Below are 17,598 nucleotides of genomic sequence, written 5' to 3' on the forward strand. Positions count from 1 at the left end.
GCACTGTTTTTTAAGGTTTGAACCATGCGCGTTCTGATTGCCGAACACGACCACGCTGTGTATGCCCAACTCCTGGGACAGCTGGCACCCGAGCTGCAGGTCATGACCAGCGGCGACTCCGCGGAACTGGCCAACCTGGCTGCCGACTGCCCGGTGTGGCTGGGGCAGCCCGACTTGCTGGCAACGCTGTTGCGCCAAGGCCACCAGCCCCAGTGGCTGCAGTCGACCTGGGCCGGCATCACGCCGCTGCTGGTAGAAGGGCTTCCACGGCATTACCGCCTGACCCGCGCCGTGGGGATTTTTGGCCAGGTGATGGCCGAGTACGTGCTCACCTACATGCTCGGACATGAGCGCGAAGTGCTGCCGCGCCTGGTCAGCCAGGTCGAGCGCAAGTGGGACAGCCGCCAAGGCCAGAGCCTGGTCGGGCGCAAGGTGCTGATCGTCGGCACCGGGGACATTGGCCAGAGCGTTGCCGAGTTCCTCAAGCCATTTGGTGTGCAGTTGTACGGCATCGCCAGCACGCCTCGTGAACAGGCACCGTTCATCGAAGTAGCCGGGTTGCAGGACCTCGGGCGCCTGGTGGGTGAGGTCGATTATGTGGTTAACCTGCTGCCCAACACTCCGAGCACCCATGACCTGTACGATGCCGCGCTGTTCAAGCAGTTCAAGCCTACGGGCCTGCTGATCAACGCCGGGCGCGGTGTGGCGGTGGTCGATGCCGACCTGGTGGAAGCCTTGAAGGAAGGGCACCTGGCTGGCGCGGTCATCGATGTCTGCCGCCAGGAACCGCTGCCCCAGCGGCACCCATTCTGGACCGCCTGGGGCTTGCTGTTGACCGGCCACAGCTCGGCACCGACTTCACCGGCGCTGATGACGCAGCTGTTTGTCGAAAACCTGCGGGCTTATCAGGCCGGGGAAGCGCTGCGCGGCGAAGTGGATTTCAACCGCGGCTATTGAGACAACCCCAGTAACCCCAACCCCCACTGTGGGTGTATGGAGCATTTGCAACCACCCAGAATCACTGTGGGAGCGAGCCTGCTCGCGATGAGGCCAGCCCAGCTAACATCGTCGGTGCCTGACCCAACGCCATCGCGAGCAAGCTCGCTCCCACAAGGGTTTTGTGGGTATGTGGGGGATTAGCAACCCCCAGGAATTACTGTGCTTACAGGGTGAAATCACCCTCGGCCGCCAGTTCGCTCAGCGGCCGGCGTGGGCTTGGTACTTCTCGGGCTTGCAGGTACTCGGCCAGGGTGGCCTTGTCGCCCAGCTTGCCGATCGCCACGGCGGCGTGCAGCGCGTAGCCTTCTGGAATATTCAGCTCCTTGCGGGTCAGCTCCTGATCGAAGCCGGCCATGCCGTGGGTGTGCCAGCCGCTGATGGAGGCTTGCAGGGCCAGGTGGCCCCAGGCCGAGCCGGTGTCGAAGGTGTGCCACAAGGCCGGGGTTTCGGCCTCGGCACCAGGCGCGGTGAAGGTGGTTTTCGAGATCACGATCACCAGCGCCGACGCGTGCTGGGCCCAGCCACGGTTGAACTCATTCAGCAGGCCGAGGAAGCGCTCCCAGTTCGGCGTGTCCCGGCGCGCGTAGAGAAACCGCCAAGGTTGCGAGTTGTAGGCCGAAGGTGCCCAGCGGGCGGCTTCGAAAAAGCTCAGCAGGGTTTCTTCCGGGATGGCTTCACCGGTAAAGGCCCGTGGCGACCAGCGATCGGTGAACTGCGGGTGGATGGCATATTCGGCAACGCGGGGATTGGCGCTCATGAAAGAGATTCCTGGCAAGGTCGATGAGGGTACACAGCAATAAAAACCGGGGGCGCACAGTTGGCTGGGCAGTGGGGTTTTTGCGACCCCTGGCAGCTCGCCCGGGTGCAACGCGGTGGGCGTTGATGGCACCCTGGGCCGGGGTCGTTGTGACCTGCAAAGCTACTGCGCCGCGGGAAAACTGACAAGTGCCGGCGTACCGGCAGTCGCCAGCGCTTGGCCCGCGGGGGCTTGGGCACTAGACTGGCGGCCTTTTCCACCGCTGATGCAGATGCTTGAACTATGGCCGCCAAAGTTGAACCGTTCTGGATACGCAAGACCCTCGCCCAACTCGACCAGCAGGAGTGGGAGTCGTTGTGCGATGGCTGTGGTCTGTGCTGCCTGCAAAAGCTCGAGGATGAAGACGACAACAGCGTCTATTACACGCGTATCGCCTGCAAACTGCTGGACCTCAAGACCTGTCAGTGCAGCGACTACCCGAACCGCCGCGAGTCGGTGCCGGACTGCATCCAGCTGACGCCGGGCAAGGCCGATGAGTTCAAGTGGTTGCCGCCGACCTGCGGTTATCGCCTGGTCAGTGAAGGCAAGGACTTGCCGCTCTGGCATCACCTGGTGTGCGGCGATCGCGACGCGGTGCACCAAGAGCGAATCTCTCAGTCGGGGCGCATGCTCGCCGAGGGCAGTGTGGCCGAGGATGATTGGGAAGATCATCTGATTTTTCGCGCAGGTTAAGCGCCGCGCGTTGTCCAAGTGAATCACGAAGGAGTGTGTATGGCTGTGCGCTTGTCATTGGCATTGTCGCTGCTGGTGCTGAGTTCATCGGTGTGGGCGGCCAAGAAGGTCGATCTGGATTACCACGTGCGCCTGTTGCCGCAAAGCGACCAGGCCGAAGTGCGCGTGACCCTGGCTCAGGGCTCGGCGGTGCGCAGCCTCGATTTTGACCTGGCGGACGGCAGCCGCTACAGCGATTTCAAGGCCGACGGCCAGTGGCAATTGACCCCGGGCAAGGCTGTGCGCGGCGTCTGGCGACCTGCCCCCGACAAGGCCAGCCTGACCTATCGGGTGCGTATCAGCCAGCCACGCAAGAACACCACCTTCGAGACCCGCATGACGCCGAACTGGGCCTTGATGCGCGGTGATGACCTGGTGCCGGCAGCGCGCCTGGATCAACAAGATGGCATCGAGTTGGTGGCGCGCCTGGTGTTCGAATTGCCAGCGGGCTGGAAAAGCATCGAGACGGCCTGGCCGCGGATTGGCAAGAACCGCTTTCGTATCGATAACGTCTCCCGACTGTTTGACCGACCCACCGGCTGGATGCTCGCCGGCAACCTGGGCACGCGCCGCACTCGTCTGGGCGAGACCGAAGTCACGGTTGCCTCGCCGCGCGGGCAGGGTATGCGCCGCATGGACGTGCTGACCCTGCTGACATTCGTCTGGCCGCAGGTGCAGGCGCTGTATCCTCGCCATCCGGGCAAGTTGCTGATCGTCGGCGCCGCCGACCCGATGTGGCGCGGCAGCACGGCCGGGCATGAATCGATTTACCTGCACAGCCGTCTGCCGCTGATCAGCGAAAGCGGCAACAGCCCGTTGTTGCGTGAACTGGCGCAGATGTTCGCGCGGATCAGCGACGAAGAGCGCAGTGACTGGATCAGCGAAGGGTTTGCCGAGTACTACGCCATTGAACTGCTGCGCCGGGCCGGCGGCATTAGCGATGAGCGCTATCAGGTGCTGGAAAACAGCCTGGCCAAGACCGGCCATGGAGTCAGTAGCCTGCGCGGCGAGCAGGCCAATCCGGCCCAGGTGGCCAGGGCGGTATTGCTGATGCAGGAGTTGGATCGCGAGATTCGCCTGAAGACCCGCAACAAGCGCTCACTCGACGACATGCTCCGCGGTGCCATGCACCTGGAACGGATCAGCACCCAGGAGTTCGTGGCATTGGCCGAAAGCATCATCGGCGAGCCATCGAAGGTCCTGGGCAGCGAGTTGTTGCACTAGCGCGTGCGTCGCGGGGTTTACACCCCAGACTTGGGTGAGTTCAACGAATCGTTTCTGGCCACTGACGCAGTGTGGGTCGTGGCCTCGGCATTGGCCTTGAGGATTTTCAGGTCCTCGCCGGCCCGTTCGATTTTCGCGCGGACGTTGTCCAGGTCCTGGCGGCTTTTTTCCAGGAAGCTTTTTGCCGAACTATGACCGGTGATACCCCGCGCCAGGGCGACGCCACCGAGCGCCACCTGGATCAGGCCGAACACGCCGCCACGGCGCAGGCCCTTGCCCACCATCACCACGCCACCCGCCAGCGAGCCGATGCGTTCCCAGCCGTGCACGTTCTGGGTGGGTTGGGTCTGAAAGGGAGTGGAGTCGATACGCTCTACGCGTTTGAGTTCGTTCATCATCTTTCTCCTCAAGGGGCAATGGATATAAAACTGACTGCGCCAGTGCGCGAGTCGTTCCATCGGGCGTGGGGCCGATCAGCGGAATTTAGGTCCGGAACGGGTATTCAGGCCCTTGGCCATGCGGTCGTACAGCACCACGTTGACGGTGGCGGCCAGGTTCATGCAGCCGGTGGTGGGAATGTAGACCACGTCTTCGCACCAGTCGCGGATCTCTTTGTCCAGCGAACCATCTTCGGGGCCGAAGATGTACAGCGCGCGGTCCGGGTGGGTGTACTCGGGCAGCGAGCGGGCGCCTTCCACCAGTTCGACCGCGACTGGGACGCAGCCCAGCGGGAGGATTTTCTTCAGGTCGTCGATGCCGATCAGCGGAATGTCGTAGTGCACCCGCTTGGTGTCGGTGACGAAGTCGGCGGCGCGTTCATAGCGCTTGCCGGTGTAGAACACCGAGGCCACGCCATAACAGCCAGCGGCGCGCATCACCGAGCCAACGTTCTCCGGTGATTTGGGGTTATACAAACCAATGCAGCTGTACCGTTTGTCTGCCACGAGCGGGGTGCCTTCGGGAAAAAGAGCGCGATTATACGGGGAATGGGGGAGGGTGTCTGATTTGCGGATTGCTGGTGTTTGCGGCATCACCATCGCGAGCAGACGGAGCGCTGCTCGCGATGAAGCAACCTTTTCAATCGTCTTTTTTCATCAGCCCGGCCAACGCGGCAAACGGGTTGTGGGTTGCCTTGGCGATTTTCGGGGTGCTCAGGGAGCCTTCGCTGAAGTACTGCTGGTCGGTATAGCGCGAGTGTTCGTTGTCATGGCAATACAGGCACAACAGCTCCCAGTTGGAACCGTCCTGCGGGTTGTTGTCGTGGTTGTGGTCGCGGTGGTGCACGGTCAACTCGCTCAGGCGCTTGCCGGAGAACTCACGGGTGCAGCGCCCGCAGACGTGCGGATACATCTTCAGGGCCTTGTCGCGGTAACCCATTTCCTTGTCGCGCTGGTTATCAGCGAGGATTCGGTCCAGTTTCGAGGTGTTGGTTGGGGTGGACGAACTCATGGGTTCACCTTTGTAGAAGACGAATGACGGTTATCAACAGAGTTTAGCTCAGCCCTTGAGCTTCTCGGCAATCCAGATGGTGTGGCGAGTGCCCTTGTTGCCATGGGCGAACACCTGCACCTCTTCGGCCTTGAAGCCGGCTTTTTTCAGTTTGTCGGAAAACTGCCGGTCGGCACTGGCCGACCACACGGCCAGCACGCCCTTGGGGCGCAGGGCCTTGGCGCAGGCGGCCAGGCCACCGGCGGAGTACAGCCAACTGTTGGCTTTCTGGGTCAGGCCTTCGGGGCCGTTGTCGACGTCGAGCATGATTGCGTCGAAGCCCTGGGGTTCAGCCTGCAGGACCTTGGCCACGTCTTCCATGCGGATCACCGTGCGCGGGTCCAGTAGCGGCTTGCCGGCTTTCTCGCCCAGAGGGCCACGGTTCCACTCCACCACCCCCGGCACCAGCTCGGCGACCACCACTTCAGCGCTCTTGCCCAGGTGCTTGAGCGCCGAGGCGAGGGTGAAGCCCATGCCCAGGCCGCCGATCAGCACCCGCGAGTTCGGCCGGCCAGCCACCTTGCGGCAGGGAATCTCCGCCAGGGCGTCTTCGGAGCCGTGCATGCGGGTGTTCATCAGTTGCCCGCCATCGCCGCCCTGGATCTTGATGACGAAATCCTCGCCGTACTCGAACAGGCACAGGGCTCCGCCGTTTTCGGGGATTGGGGTGGTGTCGAGCAGAACGAAACGTTTCATGGGAATCTCATTGGGAAAACTGGCATTGATCAGGGCATTCTTGCGCGGTTGGGAGTAGCCTTGAAGCATCAAGCAAGGGCAACGGAGCCATTGATGAAGCGCACCATTCTAACGGTCATTGTGTTGGCCGCGCTCTCGATTAGTGCGGGTCACGCGCAAGAGTTGCAGGCAATCCCGGTTACCCCTTCAGCGGCCCCCGGCTCTCCCGGCACCGCAACCCCCACGCCTTATCCGCAGATCACCCCCACGCCAGTGCCCAAGGCCGGCAGTGGCAGCAGCCGTGAGCTGCTGTTGCCGCCTATCGAAAAGCCCAATCCGCCCAAGGCCCAGACCTTGCCGGGGCTGGAACCAACCCCGGCAAAGAGCAAGACCCCGGGCGGTTGAAACGCCGATAGGGCGCCTCAGGCGATCCCCAATACCTTGAACACAAAGGCGTATTCCAGGGCCACGTCGCGCAGGCCCTGGTAACGCCCGCTCATGCCGCCGTGCCCGGCACCCAGTTCGGTCTTGAGCAGCAACAGGTTGTCGTCGGTCTTGGTCACCCGCAGTTTCGCCACCCACTTGGCGGCTTCCCAGTACTGCACGCGGCTGTCGTTGTAGCCGGCAATCACCAGGGTCGCCGGGTACGCTTGCGCGCGGACGTTTTCGTAAGGGGCGTAGGCCTTGATCCGTGCATGGACCTCGGGCTCTTGCGGGTTGCCCCACTCATCGTATTCGGTGACGGTCAGCGGCAGGTCCGGGTCGAGCATGGTGTTGAGCACGTCGACAAAGGGCACTTCGGCAATGGCCGCGGCGAACAGCTCCGGGCGCTGGTTGAGCACCGCGCCGATCAACAGGCCACCGGCGCTGCCACCGCTGATCACCAGTTGCGCAGCGCTGGTGAAACCGTTGGCGATCAGGTGTTCGGCGCAGGTGATGAAATCGTCGAAGCTGTTCTGCTTGTGTTGCTGTTTGCCGGCGCGGTACCAGGCTTCGCCCAGCTCACCGCCACCGCGGACATGGGCGATAGCAAAAGCCACGCCACGGTCCAGCAGGCTCAGGCGCGCATGGGAGAACCACGGGTCGAGGCTTTCGCCATAGGCGCCGTAGCCATAGAGGTAGAGCGGGGTCGGCTGGCCGAGCATTTCGCGCTTGACCACCAGGCTGATCGGCACCTGGGTGCCATCCGGGGCCGTCGCCCACAGGCGCTGGCTGACATAGGCATCTGCATCGAAAGGGCCGAGCACCGGGGTTTCCTTGAGGACGTGCTGCGCGCCGCTGGCCAGTTCCAACTGGCGTACCTGGGCCGGGCGATTCAGCGCTTCATAACGCAGGCGGATCCGGTCGCTGACAAACTCCAGGCTGTTCTGTACATACAGGCTGTAGGCCGCGTCCGGCAGTTGCACGCGATACGTCGGCAGGCCCTGTGGGTGAACTTCGATTATCGGCAAGCCGCCGATCCGCAGGCTCAGGGTCATGGCGCTGGCGTTCAGGCTCAGGCCTTCGAGCATGACCTCGTCACTGTGGGGGATCAGGTTCTGCCACTGGTCCTCGCTCGGTACCCGTCCCGTGTCCGGGGCCTGGTACAGGGCGAAGTTGATGCCATCGCGGTTGGTGCGGATCAGCCAGCTCCATTGCCCGTCGAGCAGGCCGTGATCGACGTCGTACTCATGGTCTTCGACCCGCGGCGCCAGGCAACTGAAGGCCTGCTGCGGCTGGGAGGCGTCGAGTGCCCAGACTTCGCTGGTGGTCTTGCTGCCCAGCGACACCAGCAACTGGCGTTCGGAGCTGGCGCGATAGCAGTGCAGGAAAAACCGCCCGTCGGGCTCATGGAACACTTCTTCGGCCACCGTGCCATCCAGGCGGTAGCGGTACAGCTTGTGCGGGCGATGGGTGTCGTCGAGCTCGGCGAAGAACAGCGTCAGGCTGTCGTTGGCCCAGGTCATGCTGCCGTCGCAATCCTCGAACGCAAGCTCGCTGACCTTGCCGCTGGCCAGTTCCTTGACGAACAGGGTGTAAATCTCCTCGCCCGTAGTGTCGAGGCTGTAGGCCAGGCGCCGGTGGTCGGGACTGATGCTGAAGGCGCCCAGGGAGAAAAAGCCGCCGTTGGCCAGCACGTTGGGGTCCAGCAGCAATTCTTCGGCGCTTTCATCAACCTGCAAACCGTCATCGGCCGGGCATGGGCAGCGGTAATGCCGGGCGTACTCGTCACCGGCGGTGGTGCGGGTGTAGTACAGGTACGGACCCCAAGGGGAGGGCAGCGACAGGTCGGTTTCGAGAATCCGTCCCTTGATTTCGTTGAACAGGCTTTCACGCAGCTCGGCCTGGTCGGCCAGCATGGCTTGCTGATAGGCGTTTTCGGCCTTGAGGTAGTCGAGCACGGGCGCCGTGTCCCGTTCCTGCAGCCAGGCGTACGGGTCATCCCCGTCGGCCTTGTGGGCAATCGGGGCGCTACTGGCGTGGGCACAATGGGGCATGGGTGGCTCTCGGCAAGTGTGCAAAAAGGGCTTCACGGACAGCGGTGCAGCCTGATCAGTGAAAAGCCGTTATCATAAGCGCCTCTTTGCCTGCCATGCCATGGACACCATGACCGAGAACGACTATCTGATCGCTTGGGGCCTATACGCCTTTGCCGCTTTGGGCTGCCTGTTGGTGTGGATGCGCATGACCCGCTGGATGTGGCGCTACTTGCGTGAGCCGCTGCGCCTGATCATGGCGGTGCTGTTGTTCAGCCCGACCATCATCGACCCGGTGAAGGAAAAATTCGCCCCGGCCATCGCCATTACCGCCCTCGACCTGCTGTTCAAGGTCGGCAACAACGCCTGGCGCGCCATCTCCGACCTGTTCATGTACGGCATCATCGCCCTCGCGCTGTACCTGGTGTTCGTGCTGATCCGTCTGCCAATCGAGCGTGCCGCCAAGGCGCGCAAGCAGCAGTCCGCTGCCGCCCAGGCCGCGGCCCAGGCGGCTGATCCCGAGGACGACCAACCCTTCGGCGGGGCCGGCGATGATCGTTATGGTCGCCCCCCTGTGCCGAGCAACCCCCAGCGTTCGCGAGTCGAACCCCGTCTCTGATAGCCCTGCATTGAAGCGAGAGTCCCGGCATGTGTGAGTTATTGGGCATGAGCGCCAATGTCCCGACCGATATCGTGTTCAGCTTTACCGGGCTGATGCAGCGCGGCGGGCGCACCGGCCCGCACCGCGATGGCTGGGGCATCGCCTTTTACGAAGGCCGTGGCCTGCGCTTGTTCCAGGACCCGGCGGCGAGTTGCGATTCAGAAGTCGCGCAACTGGTGCAGCGTTATCCGATCAAGAGCGAAGTGGTGATCGGCCATATCCGCCAGGCCAACGTCGGCAAGGTCTGCCTGTCCAACACCCATCCCTTCGTGCGTGAGTTGTGGGGACGCAACTGGTGTTTCGCGCATAACGGCCAGCTCGCCGGGTTCCAGCCAACGGCCAGCTTTTACCGGCCGGTGGGCGATACCGACAGCGAAGCGGCGTTCTGCGATTTGCTCAACCGAGTGCGTGCCGCCTTCCCCGAGCCGGTGGAGGTCGAGCAATTGCTGCCGAGCCTGGTGGCCGCCTGCGCCGAATACCGCAGCAAGGGCGTGTTCAACTGCCTGCTGAGCGACGGCGACTGGCTGTTCTGCTATTGCTCGACCAAGCTGGCGCAGATCACCCGCCGCGCCCCCTTTGGCCCGGCGCGCCTGAAGGACGTGGACGTGATTGTCGACTTCCAGGCCGAGACCACTCCCAACGATGTGGTGACCGTGATCGCCACCGAGCCGTTGACCGAAAACGAAACCTGGACTCGCTACGAACCGGGCCAATGGAGCCTGTGGCGGCGCGGCGAATGCGTCAGCCACGGCCAGACCGAATAGGGATCCGCCGCTATGTTGCTCAGTTATGTGCGTCTGGTGTTGTTTGCCATCGGCCTGTTGGTGGGCGTCCAGGTGCCTGGTTTCATCAATGACTACGCCAAGCGGGTCGAAGCCCACCTGATCGAGTCGCAGACCGGCCTGCAAGGTTTCCAGAACACCGCCGAGCAGTTTTTCAAGGGTGACCTGCAAGCGCTGGTGGCCCACTACCGCGCCAGCGAAGACCCGATCTTTCGCAGCGACGCCGACAGCCTGAACACCTTGCTCACCCGCCAGGTGGCGTTGGACAAGCAGTTCCAGGCCATGCAAGGCCCGTGGTACATCCGCGTCCTGCAAGTGGCGTTGGCGGCCGATCCGGACATTCGCCAGGAAACCTGGAACGGCTACAGCTACCAGATCCTGCTGACCCCCGAAGCCATGGCCTGGGGTCTGGGCGGGGCGATGCTGCTGTCGTTCGGTCTGGAATGCCTGTTCCGCCTGATCGACTGGGTGGTGCTGGGCGGCAAGCGCCTGCGCCAGAGCCGGCCGATTGAAGAGCGGGATTTGCGCGGGTTGTAACTGCGATGACGGTGCGTCAGTCACCGTCGATGCCGACTGTGCAGGCCCCATCGCGGGCAAGCCCGCTCCCACAATGTGAATTTGGCTGCTCGCAGATCCTGCATACACCAAGGACCGTGTGGGAGCGGGCTTGCCCGCGATAGCAGTGTGTCAGGCCCCATCGATGTCGCAGGTACTGGCCTCATCGCGAGAAGACGGGCGTCAACGATGACGCGTATCAGGTAGGCGCCAGCACGATGTAGTCCTCACCCACCTTGCGCCCGTAGTCCTCCACCACCTGCTGGCACAGCGCGACAATCTCCTCGACCCATTCCGCACCCACTCGCCACGACACCACCACCTGCAGGTTGGGCGGGCGCTGGTCGATGGCCAGCAGGGTCAATTCGCCGCGCGCCAGTTCTTCGCTCACCAGTACCGGCGGCAAGGCGCCAATGCCGAAGCCGTCACGCAGCAGGCGGGTGATCGCCGACACCGAGTTCACACAGTTCAGGCGCGGCGCGAGCACGCCGTTGGCCTGCATCAAACTGAGCACTTCCTGGTGCGGGTGGGAGTTTTTCGAGTAGGTGATGATTCGCTCGCGGGCCAGTTCGGCGATGCTCGCGTACTCGCGGTTGTAGATCGAGTTGCTGGCGACGATCCAGCCGATCGGGTGGCTGGCCAGCTCCAGGCTGCGCACGCTTTCCTGGCGCAGCAGATCGGTTTGCAGGATCAGGTCGAGAAAGCCTTTTTGCAGTTGATCGCAGAGGTTGAGCGAGGTATCGGCGACCAGCTCGATTTCCAGTAACGGATAGTGATCGGTGATTTGCGCCACCAGCGGGCTGAGCCAAGTGTGGATCACCGTGTCCATCACCCCGATACGCACCCGACCGGCCTTGCTCGAACGGGTTTCCAGGGACTGCTTGAGCGCCTGCATGGTGTCGATCATTTGCTCGGCATAGTCGAGCACCTTCAAGCCTTCGGGCGTCAGCTTCACGCCCCGCGAATCGCGCAGGAACAGCTTCACCCCCAGCTCGCCTTCGAGCACTGCGATGCGGCTGGAAATCGAGGCCTGGGTGGTGAACAGCTTATCGGCGGTGAGACGAAAACTTTTCAGCCGGGCGACCCAGACAAAGGTTTCGAGGAACTTGAGGTTCATGAGATCAACTTTTTCTTATGTCTTGGCAGGGGTTTTATTAGTTGGACGGGCAGGGCGCCGTCGTCGAAAAATGCGCCAGAGCCCACGATATGCGTCGTAGCGGCTCAGAACAATACCAATAAAAATTACGCGGAGATTCGCCATGAGTGCGCCCGACACGACCGACGCCGTCCAGACCCCGGTCGGCAGCCGCCCCGGTCCCTTTGACTGGTATCGCAACATCAACCAGCAAGAGCGCCGTACCTTCTGGAGCTGCAAGATCGGTTATGGCCTGGATGGCATGGACACCCAGATGCTCAGCTTCGTGGTGCCGACGCTCATCGCGATGTGGGGCATCACCACCGGCGAAGCCGGCTTGATCCACACCAGCACCCTGATCGCCTCGGCCATCGGTGGCTGGGTCGCCGGGATCCTCTCCGACCGCATCGGCCGGGTGCGCACCTTGCAACTCACCGTGCTGTGGTTCGCCTTCTTCACCTTCCTCTGCGGCTTCGCGCAAAACTACGAGCAACTGCTGATCGCCCGGACCTTGATGGGCTTTGGTTTCGGTGGTGAGTGGACCGCCGGCGCAGTACTGATCGGCGAAGTGATTCGCGCCAAGGACCGCGGCAAGGCCGTGGGCATGGTGCAATCGGGCTGGGCCCTGGGTTGGGGCCTGACGGCGATCCTCTACGCCGTGCTGTTTTCCCTGCTGCCGCCCGAAGATGCCTGGCGCGCGCTGTTCCTGTTGGGCATCGTGCCCGCCGTGTTTGTGATCTTCGTCCGTCGCCTGGTCAAGGACCCGGAAATCTATCGTGAAGCCAAGGCCCGCCAGGAGCCGAGCAACCCGTCGAAGTTCTACGAGATCTTCGCCCCCGGCATGCTCAGCACCACGATTCGCGCCTCGCTGCTGACCACCGGCGCCCTCGGCGGGTACTACGCAATCACTTCCTGGCTGCCGACTTTCCTGAAAAACGAGCGTGGCTTGAGCGTGCTCGGCACCGGCGGGTACCTGGCCATGGTGATTGTCGGCTCCTACGTCGGCTACGTGATCAGCGCGTATCTGACCGATATTCTGGGGCGCAAGAAAAACTTCATTCTGTTCGCGGTTGGTTCGTTCACCATTGTCCTGCTCTACACCCAGTTGCCGGTCAGCAATGGCGTGATGTTGTGGCTGGGCTTTCCCCTGGGCTTTTTTGCCTCGGGCATCTTCAGCGGCATGGGCGCCTTCCTCACCGAGCTGTTTCCGACTCGCATCCGGGGCTCGGGCCAGGGTTTTTGCTACAACGTCGGCCGCGCTCTGGCGGCGCTGTTCCCGCTGCTGATCGGCCTGCTCAGCCAGACCGTGCCGCTCAGTGTGGGGATTGGGGCGTTCGCGGCGGTGTCCTACGGTGTGGTGATCCTGGCGGCCCTGAGCCTGCCGGAAACCCGTGGCAAGCAACTCGACGCGCAGTAACTGCTAATCTGCGGGGCTGCTCGAAGCCCCGTGGTCAAAACGATAAAAATTCACAGGAGCACTCACCGTGAGCCGCCTGTTACTGAACTGCGATATCGGCGAAAGCTTTGGCAACTGGACCATGGGTCTGGATGCCGAGGTGATGCCGTTCATTGATTGCGCCAACATCGCCTGCGGTTTCCATGCCGGTGACCCCAGCATCATGCGCCAGACTGTCAGCCTGGCCCTGAGCCATGGCGTGCGGATCGGCGCCCATCCGGCCTATCAGGACCTGCAAGGGTTTGGCCGCCGGTCCATGGCCTACAGCGCCCAGGAAATCCAGGACCTGCTGCATTATCAGGTCGGCGCGCTGGACGGCATCTGCCGCGCCCAGGGTGCACGCGTGAGCTACGTCAAACCCCACGGCGCGATGTACAACGACATGATGGCCAACCCGGCGCAGTTGCGCGCCGTGATCCAGGCCGTCGCGGCCTACGACCGGCAACTGCCGCTGATGCTGATGGCCACCCGTGACAACCGCGCGGCCCAGGCGTTGGGCGATGAGTACGGTGTGACGCTGTGGTTCGAAGCCTTCGCCGATCGTGCCTACGACAGCGCCGGGCACCTGGTGTCGCGGCAGTTGCCGGGCGCGGTGCATCACGCTGCCGAGAAAATCATCGAGCAGGCGCTGATCATTGCCCGTGGCGGTGAGTTGCTCGCCAGCGACGGCAGCCCTTTGTTGCTGCAGGCCAACACCCTGTGTGTGCACGGTGACAACGCTAGTTCCGTGGCAGCCGTGCAGCGTATCCGCGAGGCCTTGAATCAGCAGAGCCCATCATGAAGCCACGGGTTGAAGTGGTAGCGATCGATTGCCTGATGGTCCGTCTGTTCGATGAGATCTCCGAAAGCAACATGCCGTGGATGCTCGCTGCCTGCGTGCGGCTACGGGAAAATTTCGCCGGGCACCTGATCGACCTGGTGCCGTCCTACACCACCTTGATGGTGCATTACGACCTGCTCGCCCTGAGCCCGGCCCAGGCTCGGGAGCTGATTGCCCAGGCGCTGAACGGTCTGACGCCGGATGCCCAGGCCAGTGGTCAATGTCATGTGCTGCCGGTCTGGTACCACCCAAGTGTCGGCCCGGAGCTGAGCCTGCTGGCGCAGCGCAGTGGCTTGGCAGTGGATGAGGTGATCCGCCGGCACAGTGAGCGCGAGTACCAGGTGTTCGCCCTTGGGTTTGCCCCGGGTTTTGCCTTCATGGGCCTGGTGGAAGAAGTGCTGGCCGCGCCGCGCCTCAATACCCCGCGCAAGCGGGTGGCGGCCGGCAGCGTCGGGATTGCCGAGCGCCAGACGGCGGCCTATCCGGTGGTGTCGCCGGGTGGCTGGAACCTGATTGGCCGCACCCCGGTCAGATTGTTTGACCGTGGCCGGGATGGCTACAGCCTGATGCAGCCGGGTGATACCGTGCGTTTCGCCGCGGTCAGCCACGCCGAGTTCGTCAACTTGGGTGGCGATGACACCCCGCTGGAGGTATCGGCATGAGCCGCTTGAGCATTGAGGCCAGCACGCCGCTGTGCCTGTTGCAGGATGCCGGACGCTTCGGTGTGCGCCACCTGGGCGTGACCCAGGGCGGGGCGGCGGACTGGTTGTCGATGTCCTGGGCCAACAGCCTGCTGGGCAACTCGCTGGAGGCAGCGGTGATCGAGGTGACGCTCGGCGGCTTGACCCTGCAGGCGCAGGACGATTGTTGTCTGGCGCTGGCGGGGGCCGACCTCGGCGTGTTGCTGGATGGCCAGCCCCTGGCACCCTGGCGCAGTTTTATCCTGCGCCAGGGCCAGCGCTTGCAGTTCACCCAACCGCGGCTGGGCGCGCGGGCTTACCTGGCGGCGCCCGGCGGCTTCGTTGCGCCGCAGGTGTTGGGCAGTTGCGCCACTGTAGTGCGGGAGGAGCTGGGCGGACTGGACGGCTTCGGTCGGCCGCTGGCCAAGGGCGCGGAACTGAGTTACGCCGGGCCTGCAGCGACAGTGCGCGAAGTGCCGGTCGAGCAGCGCCCGGACTTCGGCCGTGCGCCGGTGCTGGATCTGGTGCTGGGTGCGCAACATGGTGAGTTCAGTGGGCAAAGCCTGTTCAATGCCTTCAACAGCGCCTGGACCCTGGACACCCGCGCCGACCGCATGGGCATGCGTTTGCTGGGCCCAGCCTTGCAGTATCAGGGCCGGCCGATGATCTCCGAAGGCATTCCGCTGGGCGCGGTGCAGGTGCCGCCAGACGGGCAGCCGATCGTGTTGCTCAACGACCGGCAGACCATTGGCGGTTATCCACGGTTGGGGGCGCTGACGCCACTGGCCCTGGCCCGTCTGGCGCAGTGCCTGCCGGGTCAGCAGGTACGGCTGGCGCCGGTGGTGCAGGAGACCGCGCATCGTCAGCACCGGGAATTGCTGCAGCGGTTCAGGTGATCGCAGGCTTAGCTAGGGACATTGTGGCAGCGAGCCTGCTCGCGAAGAGGCCGGCACAGCCCCATGGCCATCGCGAGCAGGTTTTGCATACACCCACAGTGCGCCTTGGGTGTGCCCGACCCTCAACCGGTCATTTGGAGAGAAACCGCATCCCTTCTTCCAGCCCACGCAAGGTCAGGGGATACATCTGGTCCTCGATCAAATCGCGCACGATCTTGGTCGAAGAGGTGTAGCCCCACGTATCTTTCGGATAGGGGTTGATCCAGATGAGCTTCTTGTACTTCTCCATGAAGCGCTGCATCCACACGTAACCCGGTTCTTCGTTCCAGTGCTCGACACTGCCGCCAGCCTGGGTGATTTCATAGGGGGCCATTGCGGCGTCACCGATGAAGATCACTTTGTAGTCAGCGCCGTACTTGTGCAGCAGGTCCTGGGTCGAGGTGCGTTCGGAGGTGCGGCGCATGTTGTTCTTCCACACCGACTCATACACGAAGTTGTGGAAGTAGTAGTACTCCAGGTGCTTGAACTCGGTCTTGCAGGCCGAGAACAGCTCCTCGCAAGTCTTCACATGGGCGTCCATCGAGCCGCCGATGTCGAACAGCAGCAACAGCTTCACCGTGTTGCGTCGCTCTGGCCGCATCTGGATATTCAGCAGCCCGGCATCGCGCGCGGTGTGGTCGATGGTGCCATCGATGTCCAGCTCTTCCGCCGCACCCTGGCGCGCAAACTTGCGCAACCGGCGCAGGGCCACCTTGATGTTGCGTGTGCCCAGCTCCACCGAGTCGTCGAGGTTCTTGTACTCGCGCTGATCCCAGACTTTGACTGCCTTGCCCTGGCGCTTGCCGGCATCGCCGACCCGGATCCCTTCCGGGTTGAAGCCGCCGGAGCCGAAAGGGCTGGTGCCGCCGGTGCCGATCCACTTATTGCCGCCGGCGTGGCGTTCCTTCTGTTCTTCGAGGCGCTTCTTGAACTCCTCAATCAGCTTGTCCAGGCCACCCAGGGACTGGATCTGCGCGCGCTCCTCATCGCTGAGCGAGCGCTCGAACTCCTTGCGCAACCAGTCTTCGGGAATCAGCGCCTGAAGGTGCTCGTCGAGTTTTTCCAGGCCATTGAAGTAGGCACCGAACGCCCGGTCGAACTTGTCGAAATGCCGTTCGTCCTTGACCAGGATCGCCCGCGCCAGGTAGTAGAACTCGTCCATGTCGGCGAAGGTCACGCGCTGTTTCAGCGCGTTGATCAGGTCCAGCAGTTCGCGCACCGAGACCGGAACCTTGGCCGCGCGCATTTCATTGAACAGGTTGAGCAGCATGGCAGCAGCCTCTTAGCGGGTGCCGCGACGGCTCATGAACGCCAGGCGCTCGAGCAACTGCACGTCCTGCTCATTCTTCACCAGGGCCCCGGCCAGCGGCGGGATGGCCTTGGTCGGATCGCGTTCGCGCAGCACCGCTTCGCCGATGTTGTCGGCCATCAGCAGCTTGAGCCAGTCCACCAGTTCCGAGGTCGATGGCTTTTTCTTCAGGCCCGGCACCTTGCGCACGTCGAAGAACACGTCCAGCGCTTCGCTGACCAGGTCTTTCTTGATGTCCGGGTAGTGCACGTCGACGATCTTCTGCAGGGTGGTGCGGTCCGGGAAGGCGATGTAGTGGAAGAAGCAGCGGCGCAGGAAAGCGTCCGGCAGCTCTTTCTCGTTGTTGGAGGTAATGATGATGATCGGACGTTGCTTGGCCTTAATGGTCTCGTCGATTTCGTAGACGTAGAACTCCATCTTGTCGAGTTCTTGCAGCAGGTCGTTGGGGAACTCGATGTCGGCCTTGTCGATTTCGTCGATCAGCAGGATCACCCGCTCCTCCGACTCGAAGGCTTCCCACAGCTTGCCCTTCTTCAGGTAGTTGCGGATGTCATGGACCTTTTCCACGCCCAGTTGTGAATCGCGCAGGCGGCTGACCGCGTCGTACTCATACAGTCCCTGGTGAGCCTTGGTGGTGGACTTGATATGCCAGGTGATCAGGCGCGCACCGAAGGACTCGGCCAGTTGCTCGGCAAGCATGGTCTTGCCGGTGCCCGGCTCACCCTTGACCAGCAGTGGCCGCTCCAGGGTAATGGCGGCGTTGACCGCCAGCTTCAGGTCATCGGTGGCGACGTATGCGCGGGTGCCTTCGAACTTCATCGGTAATTCCTCGAACAGTAGCGCCGACCTGCGCTGGGCAGGGCGGGGGAAAGAGATCACATGCCCGACTATAACG

The 17,598-nt window shown here is 63.0% G+C and carries 20 protein-coding genes; 11 read left to right on the forward strand and 9 right to left on the reverse strand.

The window, feature by feature from the left end:
* Positions 1–24 precede the first annotated feature (24 nt).
* Positions 25–957: a D-2-hydroxyacid dehydrogenase gene (locus ACIOVD_RS22925; protein ID WP_095171652.1), complete on the forward strand. Its 933-nt coding sequence runs from the start codon at positions 25–27 to the stop codon at positions 955–957.
* Positions 958–1,162: 205 nt separating this feature from the next.
* Here the strand turns inward: ACIOVD_RS22925 and ACIOVD_RS22930 are convergent, their stop codons facing one another.
* A complete protein-coding gene (locus ACIOVD_RS22930; RefSeq protein WP_095171654.1) occupies positions 1,163–1,756 on the reverse strand; it encodes a nitroreductase family protein in 594 nt (197 codons plus the stop codon).
* 282 nt (positions 1,757–2,038) lie between these two features.
* Between ACIOVD_RS22930 and ACIOVD_RS22935 the strand changes: the two genes are divergently transcribed.
* Positions 2,039–2,488, forward strand: coding sequence for a YcgN family cysteine cluster protein (locus tag ACIOVD_RS22935; protein WP_401130375.1), 450 nt, complete (start codon positions 2,039–2,041; stop codon positions 2,486–2,488).
* Between the two features lie 39 nt (positions 2,489–2,527).
* Positions 2,528–3,751: a hypothetical protein gene (locus ACIOVD_RS22940; protein WP_159994284.1), complete on the forward strand. Its 1,224-nt coding sequence runs from the start codon at positions 2,528–2,530 to the stop codon at positions 3,749–3,751.
* A gap of 17 nt (positions 3,752–3,768) precedes the next feature.
* Here the strand turns inward: ACIOVD_RS22940 and ACIOVD_RS22945 are convergent, their stop codons facing one another.
* The 4 genes from ACIOVD_RS22945 to ACIOVD_RS22960 form a co-directional block, all read right to left on the reverse strand.
* Positions 3,769–4,146 (reverse strand): DUF2892 domain-containing protein, encoded by a 378-nt coding sequence (locus tag ACIOVD_RS22945; protein ID WP_401130378.1) that lies wholly within the window; start codon positions 4,144–4,146, stop codon positions 3,769–3,771.
* A gap of 78 nt (positions 4,147–4,224) precedes the next feature.
* Complete coding sequence (locus ACIOVD_RS22950; RefSeq protein ID WP_095171660.1) at positions 4,225–4,695, reverse strand: RNA methyltransferase; 471 nt, start codon at positions 4,693–4,695, stop codon at positions 4,225–4,227.
* Positions 4,696–4,828: 133 nt separating this feature from the next.
* On the reverse strand, positions 4,829–5,200 hold the full coding sequence (locus tag ACIOVD_RS22955; RefSeq protein ID WP_095171662.1) for a YajD family HNH nuclease: 372 nt from the start codon (positions 5,198–5,200) through the stop codon (positions 4,829–4,831).
* A gap of 48 nt (positions 5,201–5,248) precedes the next feature.
* Entirely contained in the window at positions 5,249–5,935 is a 687-nt protein-coding gene (locus tag ACIOVD_RS22960) for a spermidine synthase (RefSeq protein ID WP_095171697.1), read from the reverse strand.
* Between the two features lie 93 nt (positions 5,936–6,028).
* On the opposite strand from ACIOVD_RS22960, the gene ACIOVD_RS22965 reads away from it, so the two are divergent.
* Positions 6,029–6,319, forward strand: coding sequence for a hypothetical protein (locus ACIOVD_RS22965; protein ID WP_095171664.1), 291 nt, complete (start codon positions 6,029–6,031; stop codon positions 6,317–6,319).
* 17 nt (positions 6,320–6,336) lie between these two features.
* Here ACIOVD_RS22965 and ACIOVD_RS22970 read toward each other — a convergent pair whose 3' ends face one another.
* Positions 6,337–8,391 (reverse strand): S9 family peptidase, encoded by a 2,055-nt coding sequence (locus tag ACIOVD_RS22970; RefSeq protein ID WP_401130381.1) that lies wholly within the window; start codon positions 8,389–8,391, stop codon positions 6,337–6,339.
* A gap of 100 nt (positions 8,392–8,491) precedes the next feature.
* Here ACIOVD_RS22970 and ACIOVD_RS22975 point away from each other — a divergent pair, with 100 nt between their 5' ends.
* Genes ACIOVD_RS22975 through ACIOVD_RS22985 form a run of 3 tightly spaced genes read left to right on the forward strand, consistent with a single transcriptional unit; the run spans position 8,492 to position 10,350 of the window.
* Positions 8,492–8,989, forward strand: coding sequence for an MFS transporter (locus ACIOVD_RS22975; RefSeq protein WP_095171667.1), 498 nt, complete (start codon positions 8,492–8,494; stop codon positions 8,987–8,989).
* Positions 8,990–9,018: 29 nt separating this feature from the next.
* Positions 9,019–9,795, forward strand: a complete 777-nt coding sequence (locus tag ACIOVD_RS22980; RefSeq protein WP_095171669.1) for a class II glutamine amidotransferase — start codon at positions 9,019–9,021, stop codon at positions 9,793–9,795.
* A gap of 12 nt (positions 9,796–9,807) precedes the next feature.
* Entirely contained in the window at positions 9,808–10,350 is a 543-nt protein-coding gene (locus tag ACIOVD_RS22985; RefSeq protein ID WP_095171671.1) for a DUF2937 family protein, read from the forward strand.
* 217 nt (positions 10,351–10,567) lie between these two features.
* Here ACIOVD_RS22985 and ACIOVD_RS22990 read toward each other — a convergent pair whose 3' ends face one another.
* A complete protein-coding gene (locus tag ACIOVD_RS22990; RefSeq protein WP_320333865.1) occupies positions 10,568–11,485 on the reverse strand; it encodes a LysR family transcriptional regulator in 918 nt (305 codons plus the stop codon).
* A 142-nt stretch (positions 11,486–11,627) separates the two neighbouring features.
* On the opposite strand from ACIOVD_RS22990, the gene ACIOVD_RS22995 reads away from it, so the two are divergent.
* The 4 genes from ACIOVD_RS22995 to ACIOVD_RS23010 all read left to right on the forward strand — a co-directional run bounded on the left by ACIOVD_RS22995 (position 11,628) and on the right by ACIOVD_RS23010 (position 15,355).
* Positions 11,628–12,920 (forward strand): MFS transporter, encoded by a 1,293-nt coding sequence (locus ACIOVD_RS22995; protein ID WP_095171674.1) that lies wholly within the window; start codon positions 11,628–11,630, stop codon positions 12,918–12,920.
* A 67-nt stretch (positions 12,921–12,987) separates the two neighbouring features.
* Positions 12,988–13,740 carry a 5-oxoprolinase subunit PxpA gene (locus tag ACIOVD_RS23000; protein WP_401130384.1) on the forward strand — a complete coding sequence of 251 codons (753 nt, stop codon included), beginning with the start codon at positions 12,988–12,990 and terminating at the stop codon, positions 13,738–13,740.
* Positions 13,737–14,441 (forward strand): 5-oxoprolinase subunit PxpB, encoded by a 705-nt coding sequence (gene pxpB / locus ACIOVD_RS23005; protein WP_401130386.1) that lies wholly within the window; start codon positions 13,737–13,739, stop codon positions 14,439–14,441. The genes ACIOVD_RS23000 and pxpB overlap by 4 nt, the downstream gene beginning before the upstream one ends.
* The gene (locus ACIOVD_RS23010) at positions 14,438–15,355 is read left to right on the forward strand and encodes a biotin-dependent carboxyltransferase family protein (RefSeq protein WP_401130388.1); all 918 of its coding nucleotides are present in this window, start codon (positions 14,438–14,440) and stop codon (positions 15,353–15,355) included. Before pxpB ends, ACIOVD_RS23010 begins: the two co-directional genes overlap by 4 nt.
* A 130-nt stretch (positions 15,356–15,485) precedes the next feature.
* Here the strand turns inward: ACIOVD_RS23010 and ACIOVD_RS23015 are convergent, their stop codons facing one another.
* Both ACIOVD_RS23015 and ACIOVD_RS23020 read right to left on the reverse strand, forming a co-directional pair.
* A complete protein-coding gene (locus tag ACIOVD_RS23015; RefSeq protein WP_320333869.1) occupies positions 15,486–16,664 on the reverse strand; it encodes a VWA domain-containing protein in 1,179 nt (392 codons plus the stop codon).
* 12 nt (positions 16,665–16,676) lie between these two features.
* Complete coding sequence (locus tag ACIOVD_RS23020) at positions 16,677–17,522, reverse strand: AAA family ATPase (RefSeq protein ID WP_401130391.1); 846 nt, start codon at positions 17,520–17,522, stop codon at positions 16,677–16,679.
* Between the last annotated feature and the right edge of the window lie 76 nt (positions 17,523–17,598).

This window comes from Pseudomonas sp. NPDC087626, from assembly GCF_044743405.1.
In the GTDB taxonomy this organism is placed as follows: Bacteria; Pseudomonadota; Gammaproteobacteria; order Pseudomonadales; family Pseudomonadaceae; genus Aquipseudomonas.